Source organism: Agrobacterium sp. 10MFCol1.1, from assembly GCF_000381165.1.
Lineage (GTDB): Bacteria > Pseudomonadota > Alphaproteobacteria > Rhizobiales > Rhizobiaceae > Agrobacterium > Agrobacterium tumefaciens.
This window is the reverse complement of the sequence record NZ_KB906078.1, coordinates 48,997-73,267: the sequence shown is the minus strand read 5'-3', so window position 1 is coordinate 73,267 and position 24,271 is coordinate 48,997. Positions and strand designations below refer to the sequence as shown.

The 24,271-nt window shown below is 58.7% G+C and carries 24 protein-coding genes and 1 tRNA gene; 13 read left to right on the top strand and 12 right to left on the bottom strand.

Features of this window, described 5'->3' with window-relative positions; all coding sequences use genetic code 11:
- Nucleotides 1-207 precede the first annotated feature (207 nt).
- Nucleotides 208-281 (bottom strand) — tRNA-Cys (locus tag F617_RS0117435).
- A gap of 240 nt (nucleotides 282-521) precedes the next feature.
- On the bottom strand, nucleotides 522-674 hold the full coding sequence (locus tag F617_RS28015) for a DUF3309 family protein (protein WP_003515628.1): 153 nt from the start codon (nucleotides 672-674) through the stop codon (nucleotides 522-524).
- Nucleotides 675-1,372: 698 nt separating this feature from the next.
- On the opposite strand from F617_RS28015, the gene F617_RS0117420 reads away from it, so the two are divergent.
- Nucleotides 1,373-1,654 (top strand): hypothetical protein, encoded by a 282-nt coding sequence (locus F617_RS0117420; RefSeq protein WP_003515633.1) that lies wholly within the window; start codon nucleotides 1,373-1,375, stop codon nucleotides 1,652-1,654.
- 83 nt (nucleotides 1,655-1,737) lie between these two features.
- The gene (locus F617_RS0117415) at nucleotides 1,738-1,983 is read left to right on the top strand and encodes a DUF982 domain-containing protein (protein ID WP_003515635.1); all 246 of its coding nucleotides are present in this window, start codon (nucleotides 1,738-1,740) and stop codon (nucleotides 1,981-1,983) included.
- A 509-nt stretch (nucleotides 1,984-2,492) separates the two neighbouring features.
- Here F617_RS0117415 and wrbA read toward each other — a convergent pair.
- Entirely contained in the window at nucleotides 2,493-3,092 is a 600-nt protein-coding gene (gene wrbA, locus F617_RS0117400; RefSeq protein WP_019566148.1) for an NAD(P)H:quinone oxidoreductase type IV, read from the bottom strand.
- Nucleotides 3,093-3,369: 277 nt separating this feature from the next.
- Here wrbA and F617_RS0117395 point away from each other — a divergent pair, with 277 nt between their 5' ends.
- The 7 genes from F617_RS0117395 (at nucleotide 3,370) to F617_RS0117370 (ending at nucleotide 11,315) form a co-directional block, all read left to right on the top strand.
- Nucleotides 3,370-4,161 carry a competence/damage-inducible protein A gene (locus F617_RS0117395; RefSeq protein WP_019566147.1) on the top strand — a complete coding sequence of 264 codons (792 nt, stop codon included), beginning with the start codon at nucleotides 3,370-3,372 and terminating at the stop codon, nucleotides 4,159-4,161.
- A gap of 86 nt (nucleotides 4,162-4,247) precedes the next feature.
- A complete protein-coding gene (locus F617_RS0117390; protein ID WP_003515639.1) occupies nucleotides 4,248-5,093 on the top strand; it encodes a universal stress protein in 846 nt (281 codons plus the stop codon).
- Between the two features lie 113 nt (nucleotides 5,094-5,206).
- Nucleotides 5,207-5,704 carry a xanthine phosphoribosyltransferase gene (gene gpt / locus F617_RS0117385; RefSeq protein WP_003515641.1) on the top strand — a complete coding sequence of 166 codons (498 nt, stop codon included), beginning with the start codon at nucleotides 5,207-5,209 and terminating at the stop codon, nucleotides 5,702-5,704.
- 22 nt (nucleotides 5,705-5,726) lie between these two features.
- Complete coding sequence (locus F617_RS28415) at nucleotides 5,727-5,999, top strand: hypothetical protein (protein ID WP_155846274.1); 273 nt, start codon at nucleotides 5,727-5,729, stop codon at nucleotides 5,997-5,999.
- A 382-nt stretch (nucleotides 6,000-6,381) separates the two neighbouring features.
- Entirely contained in the window at nucleotides 6,382-10,200 is a 3,819-nt protein-coding gene (locus tag F617_RS0117380) for a vitamin B12-dependent ribonucleotide reductase (protein WP_019566146.1), read from the top strand.
- 106 nt (nucleotides 10,201-10,306) lie between these two features.
- Nucleotides 10,307-10,936, top strand: coding sequence for a DUF4145 domain-containing protein (locus F617_RS27140; RefSeq protein ID WP_196811689.1), 630 nt, complete (start codon nucleotides 10,307-10,309; stop codon nucleotides 10,934-10,936).
- 46 nt (nucleotides 10,937-10,982) lie between these two features.
- A complete protein-coding gene (locus tag F617_RS0117370) occupies nucleotides 10,983-11,315 on the top strand; it encodes a DNA-binding transcriptional regulator (protein WP_019566144.1) in 333 nt (110 codons plus the stop codon).
- Nucleotides 11,316-11,324: 9 nt separating this feature from the next.
- Here F617_RS0117370 and F617_RS0117365 read toward each other — a convergent pair whose 3' ends face one another.
- Nucleotides 11,325-12,650, bottom strand: coding sequence for an Nramp family divalent metal transporter (locus F617_RS0117365; protein ID WP_019566143.1), 1,326 nt, complete (start codon nucleotides 12,648-12,650; stop codon nucleotides 11,325-11,327).
- 397 nt (nucleotides 12,651-13,047) lie between these two features.
- On the opposite strand from F617_RS0117365, the gene F617_RS0117360 reads away from it, so the two are divergent.
- The gene (locus tag F617_RS0117360; RefSeq protein ID WP_013636298.1) at nucleotides 13,048-13,272 is read left to right on the top strand and encodes a hypothetical protein; all 225 of its coding nucleotides are present in this window, start codon (nucleotides 13,048-13,050) and stop codon (nucleotides 13,270-13,272) included.
- A 22-nt stretch (nucleotides 13,273-13,294) separates the two neighbouring features.
- Here F617_RS0117360 and F617_RS0117355 read toward each other — a convergent pair whose 3' ends face one another.
- Nucleotides 13,295-15,028 (bottom strand): ABC transporter ATP-binding protein, encoded by a 1,734-nt coding sequence (locus tag F617_RS0117355; protein ID WP_019566142.1) that lies wholly within the window; start codon nucleotides 15,026-15,028, stop codon nucleotides 13,295-13,297.
- 229 nt (nucleotides 15,029-15,257) lie between these two features.
- On the opposite strand from F617_RS0117355, the gene F617_RS0117350 reads away from it, so the two are divergent.
- Nucleotides 15,258-16,496, top strand: coding sequence for an AI-2E family transporter (locus tag F617_RS0117350; RefSeq protein WP_019566141.1), 1,239 nt, complete (start codon nucleotides 15,258-15,260; stop codon nucleotides 16,494-16,496).
- 154 nt (nucleotides 16,497-16,650) lie between these two features.
- Here F617_RS0117350 and F617_RS0117345 read toward each other — a convergent pair whose 3' ends face one another.
- Complete coding sequence (locus F617_RS0117345; RefSeq protein WP_019566140.1) at nucleotides 16,651-17,106, bottom strand: GNAT family N-acetyltransferase; 456 nt, start codon at nucleotides 17,104-17,106, stop codon at nucleotides 16,651-16,653.
- A 107-nt stretch (nucleotides 17,107-17,213) separates the two neighbouring features.
- On the opposite strand from F617_RS0117345, the gene F617_RS0117340 reads away from it, so the two are divergent.
- Nucleotides 17,214-17,648, top strand: a complete 435-nt coding sequence (locus F617_RS0117340; protein WP_019566139.1) for a hypothetical protein — start codon at nucleotides 17,214-17,216, stop codon at nucleotides 17,646-17,648.
- Nucleotides 17,649-17,651: 3 nt separating this feature from the next.
- On the opposite strand, the gene F617_RS0117335 is transcribed toward F617_RS0117340, so the two are convergent.
- From F617_RS0117335 to F617_RS0117325, 3 genes are all read right to left on the bottom strand, one after another.
- Nucleotides 17,652-18,806 (bottom strand): DUF2336 domain-containing protein, encoded by a 1,155-nt coding sequence (locus F617_RS0117335; protein ID WP_019566138.1) that lies wholly within the window; start codon nucleotides 18,804-18,806, stop codon nucleotides 17,652-17,654.
- 109 nt (nucleotides 18,807-18,915) lie between these two features.
- Nucleotides 18,916-19,527, bottom strand: a complete 612-nt coding sequence (locus tag F617_RS0117330) for a flavin reductase family protein (protein ID WP_019566137.1) — start codon at nucleotides 19,525-19,527, stop codon at nucleotides 18,916-18,918.
- On the bottom strand, nucleotides 19,527-20,108 hold the full coding sequence (locus tag F617_RS0117325) for a nitroreductase (protein WP_019566136.1): 582 nt from the start codon (nucleotides 20,106-20,108) through the stop codon (nucleotides 19,527-19,529). The genes F617_RS0117330 and F617_RS0117325 overlap by 1 nt, the downstream gene beginning before the upstream one ends.
- A gap of 110 nt (nucleotides 20,109-20,218) precedes the next feature.
- On the opposite strand from F617_RS0117325, the gene F617_RS0117320 reads away from it, so the two are divergent.
- Nucleotides 20,219-21,199, top strand: a complete 981-nt coding sequence (locus F617_RS0117320) for a hypothetical protein (RefSeq protein WP_003515664.1) — start codon at nucleotides 20,219-20,221, stop codon at nucleotides 21,197-21,199.
- A 57-nt stretch (nucleotides 21,200-21,256) separates the two neighbouring features.
- On the opposite strand, the gene thrS is transcribed toward F617_RS0117320, so the two are convergent.
- The 3 genes from thrS to yidD all read right to left on the bottom strand — a co-directional run bounded on the left by thrS (nucleotide 21,257) and on the right by yidD (nucleotide 24,269).
- Nucleotides 21,257-23,260, bottom strand: a complete 2,004-nt coding sequence (thrS, locus tag F617_RS0117315; protein ID WP_019566135.1) for a threonine--tRNA ligase — start codon at nucleotides 23,258-23,260, stop codon at nucleotides 21,257-21,259.
- A 131-nt stretch (nucleotides 23,261-23,391) separates the two neighbouring features.
- Complete coding sequence (locus F617_RS0117310) at nucleotides 23,392-23,913, bottom strand: DUF1697 domain-containing protein (protein ID WP_019566134.1); 522 nt, start codon at nucleotides 23,911-23,913, stop codon at nucleotides 23,392-23,394.
- Nucleotides 23,910-24,269 (bottom strand): membrane protein insertion efficiency factor YidD, encoded by a 360-nt coding sequence (gene yidD / locus F617_RS0117305; protein ID WP_019566133.1) that lies wholly within the window; start codon nucleotides 24,267-24,269, stop codon nucleotides 23,910-23,912. Before yidD ends, F617_RS0117310 begins: the two co-directional genes overlap by 4 nt.
- Between the last annotated feature and the right edge of the window lie 2 nt (nucleotides 24,270-24,271).

Here is a 24,271-nt window from a genome sequence, read left to right as displayed (position 1 = left end):
GCCTCGGCCCCAAAAGCTCAAAACGGCACGGGTCTCCCCTCGCCTTTAAACAATCTCATAATTGCCCAAGCCTGCGCTTTCAAGCGCGGTGAGCCCTAAGTGCTGGAAAAAGCGAAATGGCCGGGATTTTTTAGAACAGCAAGGGCAGCCGATGACCGCAAGGTGAGCCAAAGGTTCAAAAAAACAGGTTCTATTCGGTGAAGTTTTTGGAGGCCTCGCCCGGAATTGAACCGGGGTACAAGGATTTGCAGTCCTCTGCGTCACCACTCCGCCACGAGGCCTCACACGCTCATGAATTCGAGCGATGGCGGGCATTTAGAACGAATCCATTATGCGCGCAAGAGGGTTCGTTCCGAATGTGCTGTTTTTTCCGATCCGATGGACAAAGGGCAATCGACCACGTCCTAAGCCCTTCGGATTCCGACATTTTTTGTATCTCACTCATATTCCAGAAGAAACAATGCCCGCAGCCGGCGCTTTGCGCGGGTGCGGGCAGTCGCTGCATCTTCAATGCGGATCGATCAGATGCGACCCAGCAGAACAAGAACGAGGACGATGACCAGAACCAGTCCGAGGCCACCCGAGGGACCATAACCGTAATTGTGGTAACCCCAGCTTGGCAAAGCACCGATCAGGAAAAGAATGATGAGGATAACGAGAATGGTGCCGATCATGTTTAGCCCTCCATGAATAATAGGTATGCGCTGTATTTAATGACCAAACATGCAAAAAGTTCCGTTTCCTCCATCCGCTTATGGCGTGGGCCGAGAATGCATCTCCAGCCGATTCAACGGGTTAAACGGCATTTGCGGACAACGCGGCGGGTCGTGCGCGCGCATGGCGTCTGCGATTGGCTACGCACCACGCTCCGGCCCCTTGCTCATCGACTATGGTAGCGATTTATTCGAGGTAATTTCTCGGTCTATGTATATCGCCTACCGTTCGTCATACTAAATCAAGTCACCCGTTCCCTGAAACTGGCGGGGGACTGGGAGACCTGGTATCACTGGCAGTGCGCCAGGTCTCACCTGTTTCCTTCTCCTCCGGCGATCTTCCCGCCGCACGCAAACCGTTCCCCAAACAGGCACACGGACATTTTACCTGCGGCGCTGCACGCCACGCTTGCCTTGCCTCTTTCTCTCCGGTTAGACCCCGGATCGGGAGGGAGAAATGAGAATCATATGTCCGGTTTTGCGAACCTCATCCCGCTTTTCATCTTCGGCCTGCTCGTCTACGCTTTCTTCCGCTGGGTCGCGCGCGACACTCAAAATCCGAGACGCAAGTAGCAGGTGCGAATAGCTCTGCCCTTTATCACTCGCGGGGAACCGTTGCGCCTCCATATCGTTTTCGCAGACGCACTTCGGAGGACAGGATGAAAACGCTCGTATCATTGGCTGCAATCGCGCTTACGCTTGCGGGCTGCACGACCTCAGGCCCGGCCGCTTATGTCGAACCGATCCCCGGCAGCATCACCTATAAGGGCCAGCCGCGCACCAAGCTGACGAAATCGCCGATCGGCAGTACCTTCAGCCACGAGTTCCGCATCGACGGCAGCACGAGGGCGGTGGAAACCTATCGCATTGCGCCCGATCGCTCGCTCGAACTCATAGACCGCCGCATCATTCGCGATTGGCTGTTCGGACGCGACGACTGACCGCACCGCAACCCAACCGAAACCAATTGCGCATCCTGCCCGCTTGGTTTAGAGCCGGGCACGACAACCAATACGGATGAGCGATGAACACGCGCTGGCAAAAACCCGTCCTGATCGCGTTCGAAACGCCGGGCGACTATACGAGCATCGAGACCACGCAGGCGGCGTCCTGGGCCATGATCGAGGATTGGCCGATAGAGGACGGCGATGCGTTGGACGCGGCGTTGCTGGTCTGCGCCGCCGTCGATGCCGGCAGGAAAAAGCCGGAGGATGCGCGCAAGGCCTTCATCGCCGCCGCAATCGAGGCTGGCCTCGACATCAAGGCCTGACGGCATCAAGACCCATAGTCGAGACTTAAAATGGCGTCCTGAGGCGAAACAAGTCAGGACAACAGGTTTAAAGGGTAAAAACAGATGGAAGCTTCTGGAAACATGAAAAAAGCCCTGTTCATATTTCTCCTCTCCTGCCTCGCCATCGGCCTTCTCGGTCACCTCGTGGTCGCCTTCGTCGTTACCGGCTGAAGCACCAATGTCCACTCCGTATTGTGGCGGAGCGGCAGGGCATTAAAATTTCCTAAATTTCATTCTGCTGTTATGGAACCGCGATAAATCTTTTCCGTTCTCTCTTCGATCAACAAGGAGGATTGAAATGCGTGACGGATTGAATGGTTTTCTCGAAATTTCCATGCTCGGCGTCGTGATTGCAAGCTGCCTTTTCATGGTCAACCTGCCGATCTGACCCGCCTTAAAAATCATTCCCTGCGGCACCGGCGACGTCAGATGCCGGAGTAAGAAAATGCGGCCTTTCGGGCCGCATTTCTTTTTCCAGCAATGCAGGCTCAAGCGGAAAGCTTGGCGGCCAGCTTGGCGACATGTGCGCCCTGATAGCGTGCGGCTTCCAGTTCGATAGCAGAAGGCTGACGCGAGCCGTCGCCATCGGTGATGGTGGAGGCGCCATAAGGCGAGCCGCCCTTGATTTCATCGACGCCCATCTGGCCCTGGAAAGCATAGGGCAGACCGACAACGGCCATTCCGTGGTGCAGGAAGGTGGGGAGGAAACCAAGGATGGTCGATTCCTGACCGCCGTGCTGCGTGGCCGACGAGGTGAAGGCCGAGCCGACCTTGCCAACAAGCTTGCCGCCGAACCACAGACCGCCGGTCTGGTCCCAGAAATTGCGCATCTGTGAGGCAACCGTGCCGAAGCGGGTGCCGGCGCCGACGATGATGGCATCGTATTCTGCCAGTTCGTCAACAGTCGCGATGGGGGCAGCCTGATCGAGCTTGAAGTGCGAGGATTTGGCGACTTCCTCAGGAACCAGTTCCGGAACGCGCTTGACGACAACTTCCGCGCCGGCAGACTTCACGCCTTCGGCAACGGCATATGCCATCGTCTCGATATGGCCGTAAGATGAATAATAAAGCACCAGAACTTTTGTCATTTTCTTTGTATCCTTAGGGTTAATCGTCTCAGGCGTACTAGCCAGAAGCCTTTTTAAGAACGCGATGATTATTAGTGGTGACCCGTTACAAGCATGTGATGCAAAGGTAGCCCAGAGGCCGGTCCCACACCAGCGGTGCATCCGCATACGCACTGTTCGCAATCAGTGAACGAAACGCCGGAACGTCAACCTTTCATAGATAGACATTTTTTCAAAACCGCTTTGCATTCACCGGGCGGCGGACTAACGTCGGACAAAACAGCTGACGAGTACCCCCATGTCCAATCCCTCACTCACCCCATCTGTCGTGACCGCCGCCATGCTCGCCATCGGCGACGAATTGCTGTCGGGACGCACCAAGGACAAGAATATCGGGCACCTCGCGGATGTGCTCACCATGTCCGGAATAGACCTGAAGGAAGTGCGCATCGTCGCCGACGAGGAGCATGCAATCGTCGAAGCGCTGAATGCGCTGCGCGCCCGCTATGATTATGTCTTCACCTCCGGCGGCATCGGCCCGACCCATGACGACATCACCGCTGATGCGGTATCCGTGGCTTTCGGCCTGCCCTGCGAGCACGATGCCGAGGCTTTGCGGATATTGGGTGACATGTACCGTGTGCGCGAGATGGAATTCACCGAAGCGCGCAAGCGCATGGCCCGCATGCCAAGGGGGGCAAGCCACATCGCCAATCCCGTCTCGGTCGCCCCCGGCTTCGTCATCGGCAACGTCCACGTCATGGCCGGCGTTCCGCAGGTGTTTCAGGCCATGCTGGACAATGTAATGCCAACGCTGCGCACCGGCGCGAAAGTCATGTCGCAGTCGGTGCGCTCTCCCTATGGCGAAGGTGACATCGGCACGCCGCTGACCGCAATCCAGAAAGCGCACCCGGAAACCAGCATCGGCTCCTACCCGAAATATGACGGACAACGCTTTTCGACGGAGATCGTCGTGCGCGCCCGTGATGCCACCGTCCTGAAAGCGGCGGCGGATGCAGTGGCGACGATGATCGAAACCATTGGTCAGGAAAAAACACTGTCGGCCAGCAAGGGCGATGCAACCGCCTGAGACGAAGCGGATTGACCAAAATCAAGGTGGCACCCGGCAAAGGCAGCCACTCTCCCAAAAACGACGCGTCACCGAGGAGCTAAAAAATGGGTTACAAAACGATACTGGCAGTGATCGACAATGTGGAGAACACGCAAAAGCTCGGCGATTTCGTGGTAAGTCTTGCCAACCAGTTTTCCTCGCATGTGATTGGCCTGCACATGGAAACGCTGGCCGCCGTTCCGCTCGTCGCGCCGATGGAAATTCCCGACCCCGCTACCGTTCAGGTGCTTCAGGACGTGGCGCACAAGGAAACCACGGATGTTGGAAACCTCTTCGAACACACGCTGTCTGCCAATGGCATCTCGCATGAGTGGCGAAGCTTTGTAACCTCGGTTGGTTACGCCTCGTCATCGGCAATCGATAGCGCGCGCTGCGCCGATCTCATCGTCGCCCGCCAGAGCAACTCCTCCGCACTCTCCGACAGCCGCTCGGATATAGACGGCTTTCTCCATGAAAGCGGCCGCCCTGTTCTTCTCGTTCCGCATGTGCTGACGGTTGCCAAACCGGTCAAGCGTGTACTGATCGCCTGGAACGGCTCCCGCGAGGCAACACGTGCCACCTTCGATGCCCTGCCCTTCCTGATTGCAGCCGAGAGCGTCGAGATCTTCTCCGTCGATCAGGCCGAGAGCGAAACGCAATCGTCTGGACTTGCCGGAACCGAACTGGCCGCAACACTCGCCCGCCACGGCGTCAACGTCACTGTAACCTCGCAGGAAAAAATCGCCGGCATCTCGCCGCAGGCGGCTATCGAAAACCGGCTGTCAGACCACAGCATCGACCTTCTGGTCATGGGCGCCTACGGCCATTCCCGCTGGTGGGAATTGCTGTTCGGCGGCGTGACGCGCACGCTGCTCGATTCCATGACGGCGATGACGCTTTTGTCGCGTTAAACACCGGTAGCCGTGGATGAAGCCGCAAGAGCCTGCGCGCAATGCTTGCCTTTTTGCAGGTCTTGCGGCTATTAGCCAAAGCCATCGACAATTTTGACCAGATGGTAGACGACATGTCCCTTCCCGATAAAGCCTTTCCCGTAACCTGGGATCAGTTTCACCGCGACGCCCGCGCGCTTGCGTGGCGTCTTGCCGGCCTTGGCCGGGAGTTCCGGGCGATCGTCTGTATCACCCGCGGCGGTCTCGTGCCGGCAGCGATCATTTCCCGCGAGCTGAACATCCGCCTGATCGATACGGTCTGCATCGCCACCCGCCACGATTACGTCAACCAGGGCGACACGGTTCTCCTGAAGGGCGTGGCGCCGGAGCTGATGTCCGACGGCGGCGAAGGCGTGCTCGTCGTTGACGATCTGACCGACACCGGCAAGACCGCACTGGAAGTGCGCGAAATGTTGCCGAAGGCGCATTTTGCCTGCGTTTACGCCAAGCCGAAGGGCGTGCCGACCATTGACACCTTCGTCACCGAGGTCAGCCAGGACACCTGGATTTATTTTCCCTGGGACATGGGCTTCACCTATCAGGAACCGATCGCCAAGGGATCGCGCGGCTGATCGCCTGTCGCAACCCAAAACCATGCCTGAAAAGCCGTCCCTTCGGGGCGGTTTTTTTGTGTGGAAATGCTTTTTTGGTAACGGCAAAAAAACACGGAAAAACCGCAGTGTCGCCTTTATGCCGCACCCCGGAAATGCGGGGTTTTTGCTTTCCGCTGCGGAAACCAGCCTCGCGCAAGCTTCAAAGTCTCACGCCAAGTCACTGATTTTTTTGAACGCTTTTGCTATCCCCGTTTTCCACAGGCGCTGCACACAATATCTTGTGGTTAAAAAACGGTTTCAATCTATGGCTTGACGAATCTATGCCGCAGGAGGAAAGTGACAGTTATGTTGCGGCGGCAACGGACCGGAAAGTAACGAGGCCGGTTCCTTTCAATCTCAGTTCGCAAGTCCAGAAGGGGCGTCCCGACCATCAGGGGGCGGTTCGCCGGTGGATTTTGCGTGCCTTGCGGATACCGCCAAAAACATGACGCGGGGACTGGCGGCAGGAAGCTGTTGATACTATATTTAGTACTCACATGACTCTTGCAGCCGAATAAGCCACGAGATACAGGGATCACATCCAAGGATGAACATCCCTTACAGATCGGCAAAAACCGGCTGCGCGCATAGTTCGCACGGCTGGAACGAATTTTTGCGCCCTTTGCCGGGCGCCCAATGGACGAGGACACGAAACCATGCGCATCGAACGCCGCTTCACGAAGCCCGGCCAATCGTCTTATGCGGAAATCGAATTCCGCAAGGCCGTCAGTGAAATCAAGAACCCGGACGGTTCCATCGTGTTCCGTCTGGCGGATATCGACGTTCCCGCGCAGTTCAGCCAGGTCGCGACCGACGTTCTGGCGCAGAAATATTTCCGCAAGGCCGGCGTGCCGAAGGTGCTTAAGAAGGTTGAGGAAAACGATGTTCCTTCCTTCCTGTGGCGTTCGGTTGCCGATGAGAAGGCCATGAAGGACCTTCCCGAGGGTGAGCGTTATGGCTCCGAAACTGATGCGCGTCAGGTTTTCGACCGCCTGGCCGGCACCTGGACCTACTGGGGCTGGAAGGGCAAATATTTCTCCACCGAGGAAGACGCACTCGCCTTCCGCGACGAGCTTGCCTATATGCTGGCGACCCAGCGTGTAGCCCCCAACAGCCCGCAATGGTTCAACACCGGCCTGCACTGGGCCTATGGCATCGACGGCCCGGGCCAGGGCCACTTCTACGTCGACCCCTTCACCGGCAAGCTGACCAAGTCCAAGTCCTCTTACGAACATCCGCAGCCGCATGCCTGCTTCATCCAGTCTGTCGAAGACGATCTGGTCAACGAAGGCGGCATCATGGACCTGTGGGTGCGTGAAGCACGCCTGTTCAAATACGGTTCCGGCACCGGCTCCAACTTCTCCTACCTGCGCGGCGAAGGCGAAAAGCTTTCCGGCGGCGGCAAGTCCTCCGGCCTGATGAGCTTCCTCAAGATCGGCGACCGGGCAGCCGGCGCAATCAAGTCCGGCGGCACCACCCGCCGTGCGGCCAAGATGGTCGTCGTTGATGCCGACCATCCCGATATTGAAGCCTATATCGACTGGAAGGTGAACGAGGAGCAGAAGGTTGCCGCTCTCGTCACCGGTTCCAAGATCGTTGCCAAGCACCTCAAGGCAATCATGAAGGCCTGCGTCAACTGCGAGGCAGATAACGGCGATTGCTTCGACCCGGCCAAGAACCCTGCCCTGAAGCGCGAAATCCGCGCTGCCAAGAAGGACATGGTGCCGGAAAACTACGTCAAGCGCGTCATCCAGTTCGCGCAGCAGGGTTACAAGGACATCCAGTTCAAGACCTACGACACGGATTGGGATTCCGAAGCCTACCTCACGGTTTCAGGCCAGAATTCCAACAACTCCGTATCGCTGAAGGATGACTTCCTGCGCGCTGTTGAAAACGACGGCGACTGGAACCTGACCGCCCGCAAGGACGGCAAGGTCATGAAGACGCTGAAGGCCCGCGACCTCTGGGAAAAGATCTCCCACGCCGCCTGGGCATCGGCCGACCCCGGCCTGCACTTCAACACCACCATGAACGACTGGCACACCTCGCCGGCCGAAGGCCCGATCCGCGCTTCCAACCCGTGCTCGGAATATATGTTCCTCGACGACACGGCCTGCAACCTTGCTTCGCTGAACCTGCTTCAGTTCAAGGATCAGGCAACGAAGCGCATCGACATCGCCGATTACGAACATGCGGTTCGCCTGTGGACCGTCGTTCTCGAAGTCTCGGTCATGATGGCGCAGTTCCCCTCGCGCCAGATTGCCGAACGCTCCTACGAATACCGCACGCTCGGCCTCGGTTACGCCAATATCGGCGGCCTGCTGATGTCCTCGGGCATTCCCTATGACAGCGACGAAGGCCGCGCTATCGCCGGTGCGCTGACCGCCATCATGACCGGCGTTTCCTATGCCACCTCGGCTGAAATGGCCGGCGAGCTTGGCCCCTTCCCGGGCTTTGCGCCGAACCGCGACAACATGCTGCGCGTCATCCGCAACCACCGCCGCGCCGCCCATGGCCTTTCCTACGGTTATGAAGGCCTGTCGGTGAACCCGGTTGCCCTCATCCATTCCGATTGCACGGATCAGGACCTTGTCGCCCACGCTACCGCCGCCTGGGACAAGGCGCTGGAGCTTGGCGAAAAGCATGGCTACCGCAACGCCCAGACCACCGTTATCGCGCCGACAGGTACGATCGGCCTCGTGATGGATTGCGACACGACCGGCATCGAGCCGGACTTCGCGCTGGTGAAATTCAAGAAGCTCGCCGGCGGCGGCTACTTCAAGATCATCAACCGCGCCGTGCCGGAATCCCTGCGTTCGCTCGGTTATTCGGAAAGCCAGATCGCCGAAATCGAAGCCTATGCCGTTGGCCACGGCAATCTCAACCAGGCACCTGCCGTCAATCCCTCGTCGCTGAAGGCCAAGGGCTTCACCGATGAGAAGATCGAAGCCGTGAACGGCGCGCTGAAAAGCGCCTTCGACATCAAGTTCGTCTTCAACCAGTGGACGCTGGGCGCCGATTTCCTCAAGGGCACGCTCAAGGTTTCCGATGAGCAGTTGTCCGACATGAGCTTCAACCTGCTGGAGCACCTTGGCTTCAGCAAAAAGGACATCGAAGCGGCCAACGTGCACGTCTGCGGTGCGATGACACTGGAAGGCGCACCGTTCCTCAAGAACGAGCACTTGGCCGTATTCGATTGCGCCAACCCCTGCGGCAAGATCGGCAAGCGTTATCTCTCGGTCGAATCGCATATCCGCATGATGGCGGCAGCACAGCCGTTCATTTCGGGTGCGATCTCCAAGACGATCAACATGCCGAATGATGCAACCGTGGAAGATTGCGGCGCAGCCTACATGCTGTCCTGGAAGCTGGCGCTCAAGGCCAACGCCCTTTACCGCGATGGCTCCAAGCTTTCCCAGCCGCTCAACGCTTCGCTGGTGGAAGATGAGGACGACGAAGACTTCGTTGAAGAACTGATCCAGCAGCCGCTCGCCCAGCAGGCCGTGACGATCACCGAAAAGATCGTCGAGCGCGTCATCGAGCGGGTATCGCGCGAGCGTGAAAAGCTGCCGAACCGCCGTCAGGGTTACACCCAGAAGGCAACGGTCGGCGGTCACAAGGTCTATCTGCGCACCGGCGAATTCGGTGACGGCCGCATCGGCGAAATCTTCATCGACATGCACAAGGAAGGCGCTGCTTTCCGTGCGATGATGAACAACTTCGCCATCGCCATTTCGCTTGGCCTGCAATATGGCGTGCCGCTGGAAGAATATGTGGAGGCCTTCACCTTCACCAAGTTCGAGCCGGCCGGCATGGTGCAGGGCAACGACGCGATCAAGAACGCCACATCGATCCTCGACTACGTGTTCCGCGAACTCGCCGTCTCCTATCTCGGCCGCCACGACCTCGCGCATGTCGATACGTCTGACTTCTCCAATACCGCACTCGGCAAGGGTATCCAGGAAGGCAAGACCAATCTGCTCTCCACCGGCTGGACACGCGGTTACAAGCCGACGCTGGTTTCCAACAACGAAGGCGAACGTGCTGCTTCCGAACCCAAGGGCTCGGCAACGGCAGCCCCCGCCCGCGCCTCGGCCAACGTCACTTCCTTTGCAGGCTCAGCCGCCCGCAAGCTGGAACCGACAGTCGCGATCTCCACCTCGGAAATCGTCTCCTTCAAGCGCGATTATGAAGAACGCGCCAAGGAACTGGCGGAAGAGATTGCCGAAGAGGTAATCGACGACGTGGTTCAGGAAGCCAAGCAGACCGCCACCGCCCTCTTCTCCGACAAGGCCGCCGCCGACGCGGCATCGGCCAAGGCGGAAGCCAAGAAGAAGGAAAACGAACGCCGCATGCGCTCGATCGCGCAAGGCTATACCGGGAACATGTGCTCGGAATGCCAGAACTTCACGATGGTGCGCAACGGCACCTGCGAGAAGTGCGATACTTGCGGTGCGACGAGCGGTTGCTCTTAAGAAATACATGGATAAGTGGTGAATCCACTTTCCAGTCTTGGAAGGTGAAGTGAATATGTCCCGCAGTGATTAAGGTTCACTGCGGGACTTTTTATTGGAGGCATATATGCGCTGCCCACATTGCAATATTAATTTCCATGAAAATTGGGTTCCTGGCAGCTTTAGCCGCAACGGTTATGTTACAAACTGGTCCTACGAAACGGCTGTATGTCCAAGCTGCAAAAAATTGACTATTGTTATCGAAAGCCCATCCGGTAACGCACGGATGGTTGAACCAATGAGTCCCAACCGCGGCTCAATTTCGCAATTTGTTCCAGATGACATTACTCGAGATTACCTAGAAGCGTGCGATGTTCTTCCCATTAGCGCCAAAGCTTCAGCAGCTCTTTCCCGGAGATGCCTGCAAAACATTCTAAACAGCCTAGATTACAAGGCGACGGATTTAGCAAAACAGATCGACGCATTAATTAATGAGACGGATCCCAAAAAAGCGTTACCGATTGGATTACACGAAACGGTCGATGCTATCCGTAATTTTGGAAACTTCTCAGCTCATCCAATAGATGAAAAAACAACCTTGCAAGTGATTGATGTTGAGGCAGAAGAAGCCGAATGGTGCCTTGAAATATTAGAAGAGCTGTTCGAACACTTTTACGAACGTCCCGCAATCGCAGCTCAGAAAAAAGCCGCGTTGGACGCAAAATTGGCAGCAGCAGGAAAGCCACCATCGAAGTAGCAGTCAACACATTCGACGCGCGCAGAGCGCAAGGAATATGACGACAATGGCTGGTAAAACCGATCAAACCGACTGGGCGCGTCTTCACGCAATGACCGACGAAGAAGCGGAAACCAACGCGCTTGCTGACCCCGACAATCCACCGCTTTCCGCCGAACAGCTCGCTTCCGCCTCGAGAATGCTCCGCATCAAGATAATCCGCCGAGCACTGAAACTGACGCAGGAAGAGTTTTCCGCCCGTTATCATATTCCGCTTGGCACCTTGCGTGATTGGGAACAGGGCCGCAGCGAGCCGGATCAACCGGCCCGCGCCTATCTGAAAGCCATCGCCGTCGATCCCGAGGGAACGGCAGCCGCGCTCCGTAGAGGCGCGGCCTGACTCCTTCCCTCACCCCACAAAATCAAACAGCAGCTTCACATTCAGCGCCGCAATTACCACCGCGATAAGCCATGCAAACGCCGAGAGCCATCGCGGGGCGCACAGTTCGCCCATCTTGGCGCGGTCGGCGGTGAACATGACCAGCGGGAAGACGGCGAAGGAAAGTTGCAGGCTTAAGACCACCTGCGTCAGTATCAGCAGTTGAGACGTGCCGCTTTCGCCGAAGGCGATGGTGACGCCGGCGGCGGGGATGATGGCGATGCCGCGGGTGATAAGGCGGCGCAGCCACGGGGCAAGCCGCATCTTGAGGAAACCTTCCATCACGATCTGGCCCGCAAGCGTTGCCGTAACAGTGGAGTTGATGCCACAGCACAAAAGCGCCACCCCGAACAGCGTCGGCGCAATCGCAAGGCCGAGCAGCGGCGCGAGCAGACTATGCGCTTCACCCAGTTCGGCAACATTCGTCTGACCCGTTTTGTTGAAGGTCGCCGCTGCGAGGATGAGGATCGCGGCATTGATGACGAGAGCAAACGTCAGGGCGATGGTTGAATCGAGTGTCGCGAATTTGAGCGCCTCGCGTTTTTCGGCCAGCGTCTCGCCGATGGCGCGCGTCTGCACGATCCCTGAATGCAGATAGAGATTATGCGGCATCACCGTCGCGCCCAGAATGCCAAGCGCCAGATAGAGCATCTCGGGGTTGGTGACGATCTCCGTCGTCGGCGCAAAACCACGAATCACCTGGCTCCAGTCGGGATCGGCCAGCGCCAGCTGAATGGCGAAACACACCGCGATGACGCCGAGAAGCGTGATGACAAGCGCCTCCACCCAGCGGAAGCCAAGCCTTTGCAGATAAAGGATCAGGAACACGTCAAGCGCCGTGATGAGGACGCCGAGTTCGAGCGGAATGCCGAAAATCAGGTTGAGGCCGATCGCCGTGCCGATGACCTCGGCGATATCAGTCGCGATGATTGCGATTTCGGCCAGCAGCCAGAGCACAATCGCCACCGGTTTCGGATAGGCATCGCGACAGGCCTGCGCCAGATCGCGCCCGGAAGCAATCGCCAGACGGGCACAGAGCGCCTGTAGAACGACGGCCATGATGTTCGATATCAACGCCACCGTCAGCAGCGTGTAACCGAACTTGGAACCGCCAGCGAGCGACGTTGCCCAGTTGCCGGGGTCCATGTAACCGACCGCGACGAGATATCCGGGTCCGAAGAACGCCATCGCCCGGCGAAACGTACCGGCATTCGGGCTTATCTTGATCGAGCTGTGAACGTCGGACAGCGAGAGATCGTCGCCATTCCGCCGCCATCCAAAGACAGGCTTGTCCATCTTGCGAACTTTCAAATGGAAATTGAATTAATGCAATTGCAAATCATTCGCATAAAAGGGTGTGGACTGGCAAGCGGAGTTTCGAAGCTGTGTGCCGGCGCGAGAGGCCGCAGTAACATTCGGCCTGAACGCAACCATCGGCGCAGCGCGTCATGGATTTAATGAAATGAGACCCCTGCTCCGTCATTCCAGCCTTAAGCCAGAAGCCAGCCAGCCAAAGTCTCTGGGCTGAAAAGACTCTTCTCCGTCGTGTAGTGACCAGCGAACAAGGGGGACCCACGGCCAATCCTACCGCGAAACCTCACGGCGTTGTCATCGCTCTGCCCCGCCATTGCGGAACAGCCGCGTGCATGCCCGCGTTTATCTGTCACGAAGCAACGATAGTCCGGGGAAGTTCATGCGAGACGGCAATAAATTCAGCGTGGCGAACCAGCCTTACCGGTGGCCGAAATATATCATGGCGCAGCGAAGGCCGCGCGACTGGCTGATGACCATCAGCGGCGTGGTGCTGCTGGTCATCGTCGCCGCCGCTGTCGCCATGGGTTATCTCGTCACCAGCCATCCCGGCAAGCCCGAGCCGAATACCGGCATCATCGAGGAAAACGCAGCGGAGAACGCCTGATATGCGGCGCAAGATGCGCCGCTTAACTCAGACCCTGAAGATGCCCGCTGAACTGCGCCTCATGCAGGCGGCTGTAATGGCCCTTGGCGGCCAGAAGCTCGGCATGCGCGCCGGTTTCGGCAATACCCGTCTGGTCTACTACCACGATGCGTGACGCATCGCGGATCGTTGCCAGCCGGTGGGCGATGACGAGCGTTGTGCGGCCCTTGGCAAGCTCCGTCAGCGATTGCTGGATGGCCCGCTCGGTTTCGGTATCCAGCGCCGAGGTCGCCTCGTCGAGAATGAGGATAGGCGGGTTCTTGAGGAACATGCGGGCAATGGCAAGACGCTGTTTCTGACCACCGGAAAGTTTCACGCCACGCTCACCGATGACGGTGTCGAGCCCCATCGGCATCGCTTCGATGACGCCATCGAGCCGGGCACGCCGCGCCGCATCCATGATTTCGACATCGGAAGCGCCGAGCCGGCCATATTCGATATTCTCGCGGATCGTGCCGCCAAACAGGAACACATCCTGCTGCACGATTCCTATCTGGTTGCGCAGCGAGGCAAGCTTCATCTTGCGGATATCGATGCCGTCAATGGTGATCGAACCGCTGGTGACATCATAAAAGCGCGGCAGCAGAGAGCAAAGCGTCGTTTTGCCGGCCCCCGAAGGCCCGACGAAGGCCACCGTCTCGCCCGCATTGATCTTCAGGTCGATATTGTCGAGAACCTGCTTGCCCTCGGCATAACCGAAACCGACATGGCGATATTCAATGGCGCCGGAAAGCGCCGGTGCCTCGATCGCATCCGGTGCGTCGGTGATATCCGGCGCCGTGTCCAGAAGCTCGGTAAAGCGGCGGAAACCGGCAATGCCCTTCGGATAGGTCTCGATGACAGAGTTGATCTTTTCCACCGGGCGGAAAAACACGCCGACCAGAAGCAGGAAGCCAACGAAGCCGCCTTCCGTCAGGCCGCCATGCAGCACGAACCAGGCGCCGCAGATCATCACGATCATCTGCGTCAGCCGCATGCTCATGTAGCTGAGCGAAGTGCTGGCCGCCATGATCTTGTAGGCATCCAGCTTCGTGCGGCGGTATTTCTGGTTGTCCTTCTCAAACAGCGCGCGTTCGTGGTCCTCATTGGCAAAGGCCTGCACCACCCGCATGCCACCGACATTTTCCTCGATACGGGCGTTGAAATCGCCTACCCGACCATAGAGCGCGCGAAAGTTCTGCGTCATTCGGCCACCGTAACGGCTCGTCACCCAGGCGGTGACAGGCACGACGGCGGCGGTGACGAGCGCCAGCGGCACATTGACCGACAGCATCAGCAGGAATGCGCCGATGAAGGTCATGATGGCGATGAACAGATCCTCGGGGCCGTGATGGGCCACCTCGCCGATCTCTTCCAGATCCTTCGTCAGCCGCCCGACCAGATGGCCGGTCTTCTGGTTGTCGAAATAACGGAAGGAGAGCTTCTGCAGATGGTCGAAGGCCAGACGCCGCATGTCGGTCTCGATATTGATGCCGAGCATATGTCCCCAATAGGTGACGGTCGCCATCAACCCAGTATTCAGCACATAGATGACGAGCAACCCGACGGAGGCGGCAAGGATGATGCCCCACTCACCGCCCGGCAACAGCACGTCCACAAAGGCCTTCACCGCCATCGGAAAGCCGAGTTCGAGCACGCCCGACAGCACCGCGCAGGAAAAATCGAGAATGAACAGACCGCGATAGGGACGGTAATAAGCGAAGAAACGGCGCAGCATGGCGTGACCTGAAGAGCGGGCGCGGCAAGCGGAGGCCGCAATAAAAACGGAGTTCAATTGTCATATTTCAATGCGCGCGCCAAGACCGATGTTCTATTTTTACCAAAATCGTTCAATAGGCTGAGCGATAAACACACAACGGTAATGTGATCCGGCTATATTGCACTTATATGTATTGGTGTGACAGAGTGAATGCACCCTTCGGGGAGAATGCGAGAAAGAGCCTGCCGTGAGTAATATTGACAGCCGTAAGCCCAGTGGCGAACCGAGATGGCTTGGTCCTGCCAGCCCGACGCGGATCGCCCTGATCCCGCCAATATCGGCTGCGCGCTGGCTGCTGGTTCTCGTCGCCCTTGCGGGCATCTACTTCTTCCACGGCTTTCTCGTTCCGGTTCTGGCCGCCCTTGTCATCGGCTTCGCCAGCTGGCCGGTCTATACACGGCTTCTGCGGCAGGTGGGCGGCAACACCACGCTCGGCGCCTCCATCGCCATCATCCTCATCCTCACCTTCCTCGTGGTGCCGATTTTCATCGCCGCTTCCTATACGGCCAGCGAAATTCGCGAATGGTTCGGCTGGGCGGTGCATGTCAACAAGGTGGGCGCACCCGTGCCAGACTGGATCGCGGCGCTGCCCGGCGTAGGCTCCTGGCTCGGCGAGCAATGGGTGAAATATATCGGCACACCGGGTGCGATCGGCGAAGTGATCCAGCTCGTCAGCGGCGCCAATATCGGCAATATCTACCGGGCAATCCTCGCCGCGGGCAACGGCGCGTTCCACCTCGTGCTGACCCTGCTGTTCATGTTGATCGCGCTGTTCTTTGTCTATCGCAACGGTGCCGGCTTCTCCCATCAGGTCGATCTTGTGGGAGAACGCATCCTGCCGACGCGGTGGGAGCGCATTTCCCGCGTCGTGCCAGCCACCATCAGCTCCACCGTCACCGGCATGACATTGATCGCCATCGGCGAAGGCATAATCCTCGGCATCGCCTACTGGATTGCCGGCGTCCCCTCGCCCGTCACACTCGGCGTGCTCACCGGTGTCATGGCGCTCATCCCGGGCGGCGCGCCGCTTTCTTTCACTCTCGTATCGATCTATCTGGTCGCCAGCGGCTCTCCCGCTTATGGCCTGGGGCTATTCATCTGGGGTTCGGTAGAGCTTTTCATCGTCGACAAGACCATCCGTCCGAAACTCGTCGGCGGCCCGATCAAGCTGCCTTTCCTGCCGACCTTTTTCGGCCTCGTCGGCGGCGTCAAGACCATGGGCTTCCTCGGCCTCTTCATCGGCCCGGTGCTGATGGCGCTGCTGGTGGCAATCTGGCGGGAATGGGTGCGTGAAGTAGAAATCTCCGCTGGCGCCACCGTCGACGTTCCGCCGACCCCTACAGCTGAAAATGACCCGCTCGACGACATCGTTGCGCGTGAAGAGGATAGCAACGAAGCGACGGCGTTCCGAAAAGCAGCGTCTTAAACCTCGTCTTCGTCATGCTCGGGCCTGTCCCTGGCATCTGCAACCCAACGATGTTACCAGACGTCGGCAGATCCCCGGCACGAGGCCGAGGATGACATCGCCAAGGGCGGCATCGAGTGTTCTGCAAAGCGCGCCGATAGCGCCCGCCTCGCCTTTAAAGCGTCTTCTCCATGAACAGGCTGAGCGGGTCCGGCTTATAGGGCGCAAACGCCTCAATCTCGACAAACCCCGCCCTGCGGTAAAGACCGATCGCCTCCGGCTGGCTGATGCCGGTTTCAAGCCGGATGGCGGTAAGCCCAAGCTCGGCGCCGCGCGCAATGAGCGTATCCATGATCAGCTTGCCGATCCGCAATCCCCTCGCCTCCGGATCGACGAACATGCGCTTGACCTCCGCCGTACCGTCACCCGCCTCCACCAGCGCGCCGCAGCCAACGACACGGCCATCATGCCGCGCCACGAAAAAGGAGACATTGTCCTTTTCCAGCTGGCCGATATCGACCAGATGATTGCTTTCGGCGGGATAAAGCGACGCCATATAGACGTTAGACAGATCGATAAGGCGCAGAACCGCTTCCTGCCGGGGTGTTTCAAGCTTGATTTCGGGGGCCAATGCGATGCCTGCTTTCTCTCAAAAAAATGCGTATTTCGTCGTAATGTCACTGCAATCGGGATAGATGAGTTTCTAGAGCATAATTCCCGACAGAGGCAACACACACCATGAAAACAGCCCTCGTTCTCATGACCTTCCTAGGCTGTGACGACACCGCCACCGATTGCCATTACCTCGCCACCTCGCAGCAGCGCTGGACGAGCATCGAACTATGCGACGCCGTGTCGGAGAAAGAGCTGGAACGTTTCGCAAATGCGTCCTACCCGGTCGTGGTGGCCGTGTGCCAGACACCGGGCGAGCAGACACCCCAGACTGCGGGCAACGCGCCCGCAACGCAGCCTCCCGTCGCCACGGCCCCGGCCGGAACAGAGGAGCCACCGGCACAGGTCACGCAAAAGGAAGAAGAGAGCCTGACAAAACAGGCGATCAGCCGCGTCAGCCGCATCCTGCCTTCCACTGAAGGCGTGAAGCACCTGCTCGGAACGCCGGTCAGAATGGTGGAAAACAGCTATTCGTGGATTGCCAAGCGGTTCGAGAAGTAAGCCTCAGGCCGCCTCTACCGTCAGCGCTTCCGCATAGTGCCGCGCTTTCTGCCGTTCCTCGGCAATGGTCAGTTTACGCACGGCGTGCAAGAGTTCGAAAAGCGTTTCGGAACCATCGACGTTGCGGAAATGCGCAAGCAGTTCGGCCGATACAGAGGCTGCGGCCTGCGACAGATGCGATCGGGCGGCGCGGCGCCACATCAGCGTCGCCTCAATGAAGACATCAACGACATCGCCCAAAAGACCGACGGACTGGAACAGCGCCTTCAGCGCGTGCGGCCGTCCGGTCGCCAGAATGGCGCGCACCTTGCGGTCATCGAGACCTGAGAGATTGACCATCGCCGCCGTGAAAAACTCCAGCCTGCCCGAACAGACGGCATGGATGAGAAGCGCCGGTGTCAGTTCCAGCCTTTGCCGCAGATGCTCCACCAGCGCCGGCAACTCAGGCGACGAAACATTGGCGGCGATGAGGATGGTGGCGGAATCTTCCGCTTCGCGGAAAATACTGTCGGCGCGGTTGCGCGCGATCAGGGCATGAACAAGCGCCGAACCTGCCAGGGCCTCGCTGACGCGCGCCATCAGAAGATGGCGGGTATCGGCGGGCAGCACCTCTCGGCACAGCAGCAGGTCGCGAATGTCGGCGTTGCAGCCATGCCGCTCGGCAATGCGGCGCAGCGAAAACGGTGTGATGAAGGCTTCGTCGTTCTCTAGAAGGATCAACGTTTCCGGCAGATCACCGACTTCGGCAAGTGCTGCGCAGACACCGCGCGGCAGGCCCCGCCTAGCCGCGATGAAGGCGCGCGTCAGGCTTTCGCCGCGCCCGGCAAGATCGACCAGATCGGCCTCGCCGAGAACCGGCGAGCGGGCAATCACGGTGCAGGCAATCTCCGGCTGGTCTTCGGCAAGCGAAACGAGAATGGCGCGCGGCGCATCGGGGTCATCCGCCAGCGCCTCGGCAAGTGCCAACCGCACGCGCGGAGAAGGGTCGTCAAGAAGATAGGTCATCGCCATATAGGCGGCGTCACGGTTCTCCCGCGCCATGTCTGAATGCAGATAGGCACGGCCAAGCGCATTGGCGGCCTTCGCCCGCTCGGTCGATCCAGCCTTTTCAGACCAGCGAAGAAATGCCTGTACGATCACCTGAGCCTCGAAACACATTCGCAACAATGGACGACGGCATCATTGCCGCCGCCATGTATAAAACTCTAGGCGCAAATAGTTTACGTTTGGTTCACCATAAAATTTAACAGTTGCCGGCGAAGAAGTTCTACGGCGCAGTAGACGGACGCTTCAACTGAAACACGTCGCTGCCGCCGTCGCAGTAGTCCATGTAACCCATACGGGCCACCGGACGTGCCAGTCCCATATCGATGCGACCATCACGAATGATCGCATCGTTGATGTGAATAGCCATGACCTGCCCTATCACCATCCAGGAATCCGCCGGCGTGCCGTCGATGTCCTTCAGCTGGATGATCTCGGTCACGCGGCATTCCAGAACGGCCAGCGCCTCCCCCACGAAAGGCGCATCCACCACCCGCCCGTCAACGGCAGTCAGACCGGCAAGCCGGAACTCGTCGACATCATAGTTCACCGGCGCAGAAGACGCGTTCATCCGGTCGACGAGGTGGCGGCTGACGAGGTTGGCGGTGAAGACACCGGTCTCCTCGACATTGCGAAGGCTGTCCTTGCGCCCGCTGGAGGAAAACATCACCAGCTTCGGCCGGTCCGAAATCGCGTTGAAAAACGAATAGGGCGACAGGTTGAAAGAGCCGTCCCGGCCTTTAGAGCCAATCCAGCCGATCGGCCGGGGCGCGACGATAGCCTTAAACGGATCATGCGGCAGGCCGTGCTGGTTGGTGTCGGTGGTGTAGAACATCAGACGTCCCCAACCCAGGTTACCACATCCGCAAGCTCCGGCCGTGGCCGCTCCACAAGCGGGAATGTCGTTGAGCCGATATGAATATATCCGGCGACCTTCTCGTCTGCGGCAATCCCCAGTTCCGACAGGAAGGCCGGGTCGAAGGCAAGCCATTCCGTCAGCCAGTTCGCCGCAAAACCATTGGCGTTGGCGGCGAAGATGAGATTGAGGCACACCGCACCGGCGGACATGATTTGTTCCCATTCCGGAATCTTGAAATGCGGCTTGGCGGTGCTGATGACGGCGATGACGACGGGAGCGCGCGTGAAGCGGGTGCGCTCCGCGTCCTGCTGCTGCAGGTCCAGTTCCGGGTTCTTCTCAAGCGCGATCCGGAGCGCTTCTTCCCCCAGACGCACGCGGTCTTCGCCGCGATAAACGATGAAGCGCCACGGCGCCAGTTTGCCATGGTCAGGCACGCGCACGGCAAGGCGCAGGATTTCCTCGATTTCCGCTTTCGATGGACCCGGCTCAGCAAGTTGCAGGGCGGGGGTGGAGCGGCGAACCTTGAGATAGTCGAGGAGCTTGATGTCACTTGTCATGATCAAAATTCTTCCATTGTGCTGTCATCGCGAAATTATGGGCCTTGAAATAGCCACGGCATTGGTTTTGAAGTGATGCGGGAAAATCAAGAAGTCAATCGGTATCGAAAATGTCGGCAATCAAAATCGCGGCACGTCTGGCCATTGCGTTCGCCGCGATCGGCGTTTTATCACAGGCAGCCTTTTCGCAAGACGCTTTCAAGGACTTCAAGCAGCTTGGCGGCACGCCTAAAATGCCGAAACTCAATGCTTTCACCGCTCCTACCGCCCCGAATGCCCCCGCAAGCACCGCCCGCGATATCGACATGGAAGCGAAACTGACGAGTGAAGGCGAAGCGGTGAAGGAAGGCCTTTCCTGGCGCGTCTTCAGCCCCATTCCGGGCGCTGACGGCAAGTTGCCGATGCTGGCAAGCTCCGAGGGTGGTTCGGCGCAGTTCCATCTGGTACCCGGCGAATACTTCGTCAACGTTGCCTTCGGGCGCGCAGGTGTTACCAAGAAACTCAATGTTCCGAGCTCCGGTAATGTCCAGAAACAGGTGCTGATTCTCGACGCTGGCGGTTTCGTTCTGAATGCGATCGCGGGTTCCGACAAACAGATCTCCGCTAACCAGCTCAAATTTTCCGTCTATTCCTCCGACGCCCGACCGGATGGCGAGCGCGGCCTTGTCATGGCCGACATCAAGCCCAACACCGTCGTTCGCCTCAATGCCGGCACCTATCACGTCGTTTCCGAATACGGCAACGTCAATGCGGTGGTGCGCGCCGATATTCAGGTGGAGGCAGGCAAGCTGACCGAAGCGACCCTGCAGCATCAGGCGGCACAGATCACGCTCAAGCTCGTCTCCGAACAGGGCGGCGAAGCCATTGCCGATACGGCCTGGTCGGTGCTGAACGGCGGCGGCGACGTTGTGAACGAAAGCGTCAGCGCGTTTTCGACCATGGTTCTGGCGGAAGGCGAATATACCGCCATGGCCCGCAACAAGGACAAGGTCTACCAGCGCAACTTCAAGGTCACGTCCGGCCGGGACGCCGATGTGGAAGTGCTGATGAAGGATCAGGCGCCGGAAGACATGACCGGCGATTTCGAATAGGCCTCACTACCCTCAGCCAGTAACGAAAACGGCCCCCGAAGGGGCCGTTGTTTTTTGTCACGCAACCTGCTTCTTCGCCGCAAGCTTGCGCTTCACATCCGGCGGCGTCGCCTCTTCCACGAGGCTTGTAATCGCGTCTTCGAGAGACATCGGCGTCTGGTTCTGGGAACCGAGACGGCGGATGTTGACAGTGCGCTCTTCCGCTTCCTTGCGTCCGCAGACGATGATGACCGGCACCTTGGTCACCGAGTGCTCGCGGACCTTGTAGTTGATCTTCTCGTTGCGGAAGTCGGTTTCGACAGCCATGCCCGCCTCGCGCAGTGCTTCGGCAACCTCGCGGCCATAATCGTCCGCATCCGAGGTGATCGTCGCGACCACGACCTGAAGCGGCGCGAACCACAATGGCATGTGACCGGCAAAGTTCTCGATCAGGATACCAAGGAAGCGCTCCATCGAGCCGCAGATGGCGCGATGGATCATCACCGGCTGCGTCTTTTCGGAGTTCTGGTCGATATAGAAGGCGCCGAAACGTTCCGGCAGGTTGAAGTCCACCTGCGTCGTGCCGCACTGCCATTCACGACCGATGGCATCCTTCAGCGTATATTCGAACTTTGGCCCGTAGAAAGCGCCCTCGCCCGGCAGAATGCCGGTCTTGATGCGTCCGCCGGACTGTTCCTCGATGGTCTTCAGAACCTCCATCATGACGCTTTCGGCACGGTCCCAGAGATCGTCGGAACCGACACGCTTTTCCGGACGGGTCGAAAGCTTGACGACGATCTCGCTGAAACCGAAATCCTCATAGACCGAGAGGATCAGGTCGTTGATGCGCAGGCATTCCGCCGCCATCTGCTCTTCCGTGCAGAAGACATGCGCATCGTCCTGCGTGAAGCCGCGAACGCGCATCAGGCCATGCAGTGCACCTGAAGCCTCGTAGCGATGGACATTGCCAAATTCAGCAAGGCGAACGGGCATTTCGCGGTAAGACTTCAAGCCATGCTTGAAGATCTGCACGTGGCCGGGGCAGTTCATCGGCTTCAAGGCAAAGACGCGCTGGTCCGCATCCTCGTCATCGGGATGGGTAAAGGCATGGGCGGATTTCACCGCGAACATGTTTTCCTGATACCAGCCCCAGTGACCGGAGGTTTCCCACAACGACTTGTCCAGCACCTGCGGCGCGTTGACTTCCTGATAGGTATTGGCAAGTCGACGGCGCATATAGGCCGTCAGCGTCTGGAACATGCGCCAGCCCTTGCCGTGCCAGAAGACCACGCCCGGACCTTCTTCCTGGAAATGGAAAAGGTCCATTTCCCGGCCAAGACGGCGGTGGTCACGCTTTTCGGCTTCGGCCAGAATGTGCAGGTAATTGTCCAGCTCTTCCTGGGTCGCCCAGGCGGTGCCGTAGATGCGCGACAGCATCGCATTGTTGCTGTCACCACGCCAATAGGCGCCGGCTACCTTCATCAGCTTGAAGGCCGTACCGACCTGACCCGTGGACGCCATATGCGGCCCGCGGCAAAGATCGAACCAGTCGCCCTGATAATATATCTTCAGGTCCTGACCTTCGGGAATGGCATCGACCAGCTCGACCTTGTAGTTTTCGCCCTTTGCGGCAAACACTTCCTTGGCCTTCTCGCGCGACCAGACTTCGCGGGTAAACGGCTTGTTACGCTGGATGATCTCCTTCATCCGTTTTTCGATCTTCGGCAGATCTTCGGGCGTGAAAGGTTCGTTCTTGGCGAAGTCGTAATAGAAGCCATTCTCGATGACAGGGCCGATCGTCACCTGCGTGCCGGGCCACAACTCCTGCACGGCCTCGGCCATGACGTGGGCGGCATCGTGGCGGATGAGTTCCAGCGCGCGGCTGTCTTCACGCGTGACGATTTCTATCTTGCCATCGGTGATTGCCTCGGACAAATCGCGCACGGCGCCATCAAGCGCAATGGCGACAGCCTTCTTCGCAAGCGATTTGGAGATGGATTCGGCGACCTCGCGGCCGGTCGTGCCGGCGGGATAGCTACGTACGGAACCATCGGGAAATGTAAGGGAAACGGTTTGTGACATCGTCGAATGCTCCTGATCCAGTCCCGCCAACGAATGCGGGTGGTGTTGGAATAAAAATAACGCCCTCTTTCGCAGATGGGCAGGCAGGCTGATAAAGAATTTTCCGGTTCCAGTCAAAGGTGAACGGCGGCTCAGCGAAGCATTTCGGCAATTCCATTGACGGTGTTGGCGTTGCGGGTCGTGCCGATGCCGAGCTTCTTCGTGGTCAGCGCAGAGAGAAGCCGGCTTTCGCTTGGCTTGCCGCAAAAGTCGATCCACAGGTCACCGCCGACAATGGCGATCTTTTCCTTCTTGCAATACTTCTCCAAGAGTCCAAGATAATCCCCGGCAAGCGGCTTGCGCATCAACCTTACGCAGACATCCGGTGGATTGCCATCCGGAAACGGGTTTGTGGCAGTCAGGGCAAGCCAATCAGGCGCTGAGCGAACGAGAATATCGACGTGTTTGCCGAACCGTTTTTCAAAGGCGCGCTCCAACGCCTCCTCGATTTCGCAGACAGGCGCCTCCGGTGCACGGAAGACCAGATTTCCGGTCGCGACCAGCGTCCTGCATTCCTCAAAGCCCAGCTCCTGCGCCATTTCACGCAGATCGGCCATGATGAGCCGCTTGCCCGCCCCGAGCACGATGCTGTGCAGAAGAGCGACATAGGTCATCGATGCAGCATCCAGTAGCGCCAGGGCGTCCACCAGTGCTTGTCAGCGGCCAGCGTTTCCGGCACGGGGTCCAGCTCGCTGGTGCCGCCCGGACCGCAACGCGCGACGCGAAACAGCGTCATCCACCCGCCCGGCCAAAGTCCGTGGCGGGCGATCGCCTCATAGCCATATTCGGAACAGGTAGGAATGTGGCGGCAGGAATTGCCGACGAAACCCGACAAAGTCAGCTGATAGAGCCGGATGAAGCCAACACCGAAAAGACGGCCTGGGGTCTTCGCAAAGACTCCCCCCCAGTTGCGGGATCGCCCGACCTTCTCCCCCGTCTTCTGATGTCCGCAGTCCGGTTCACCGCACATCG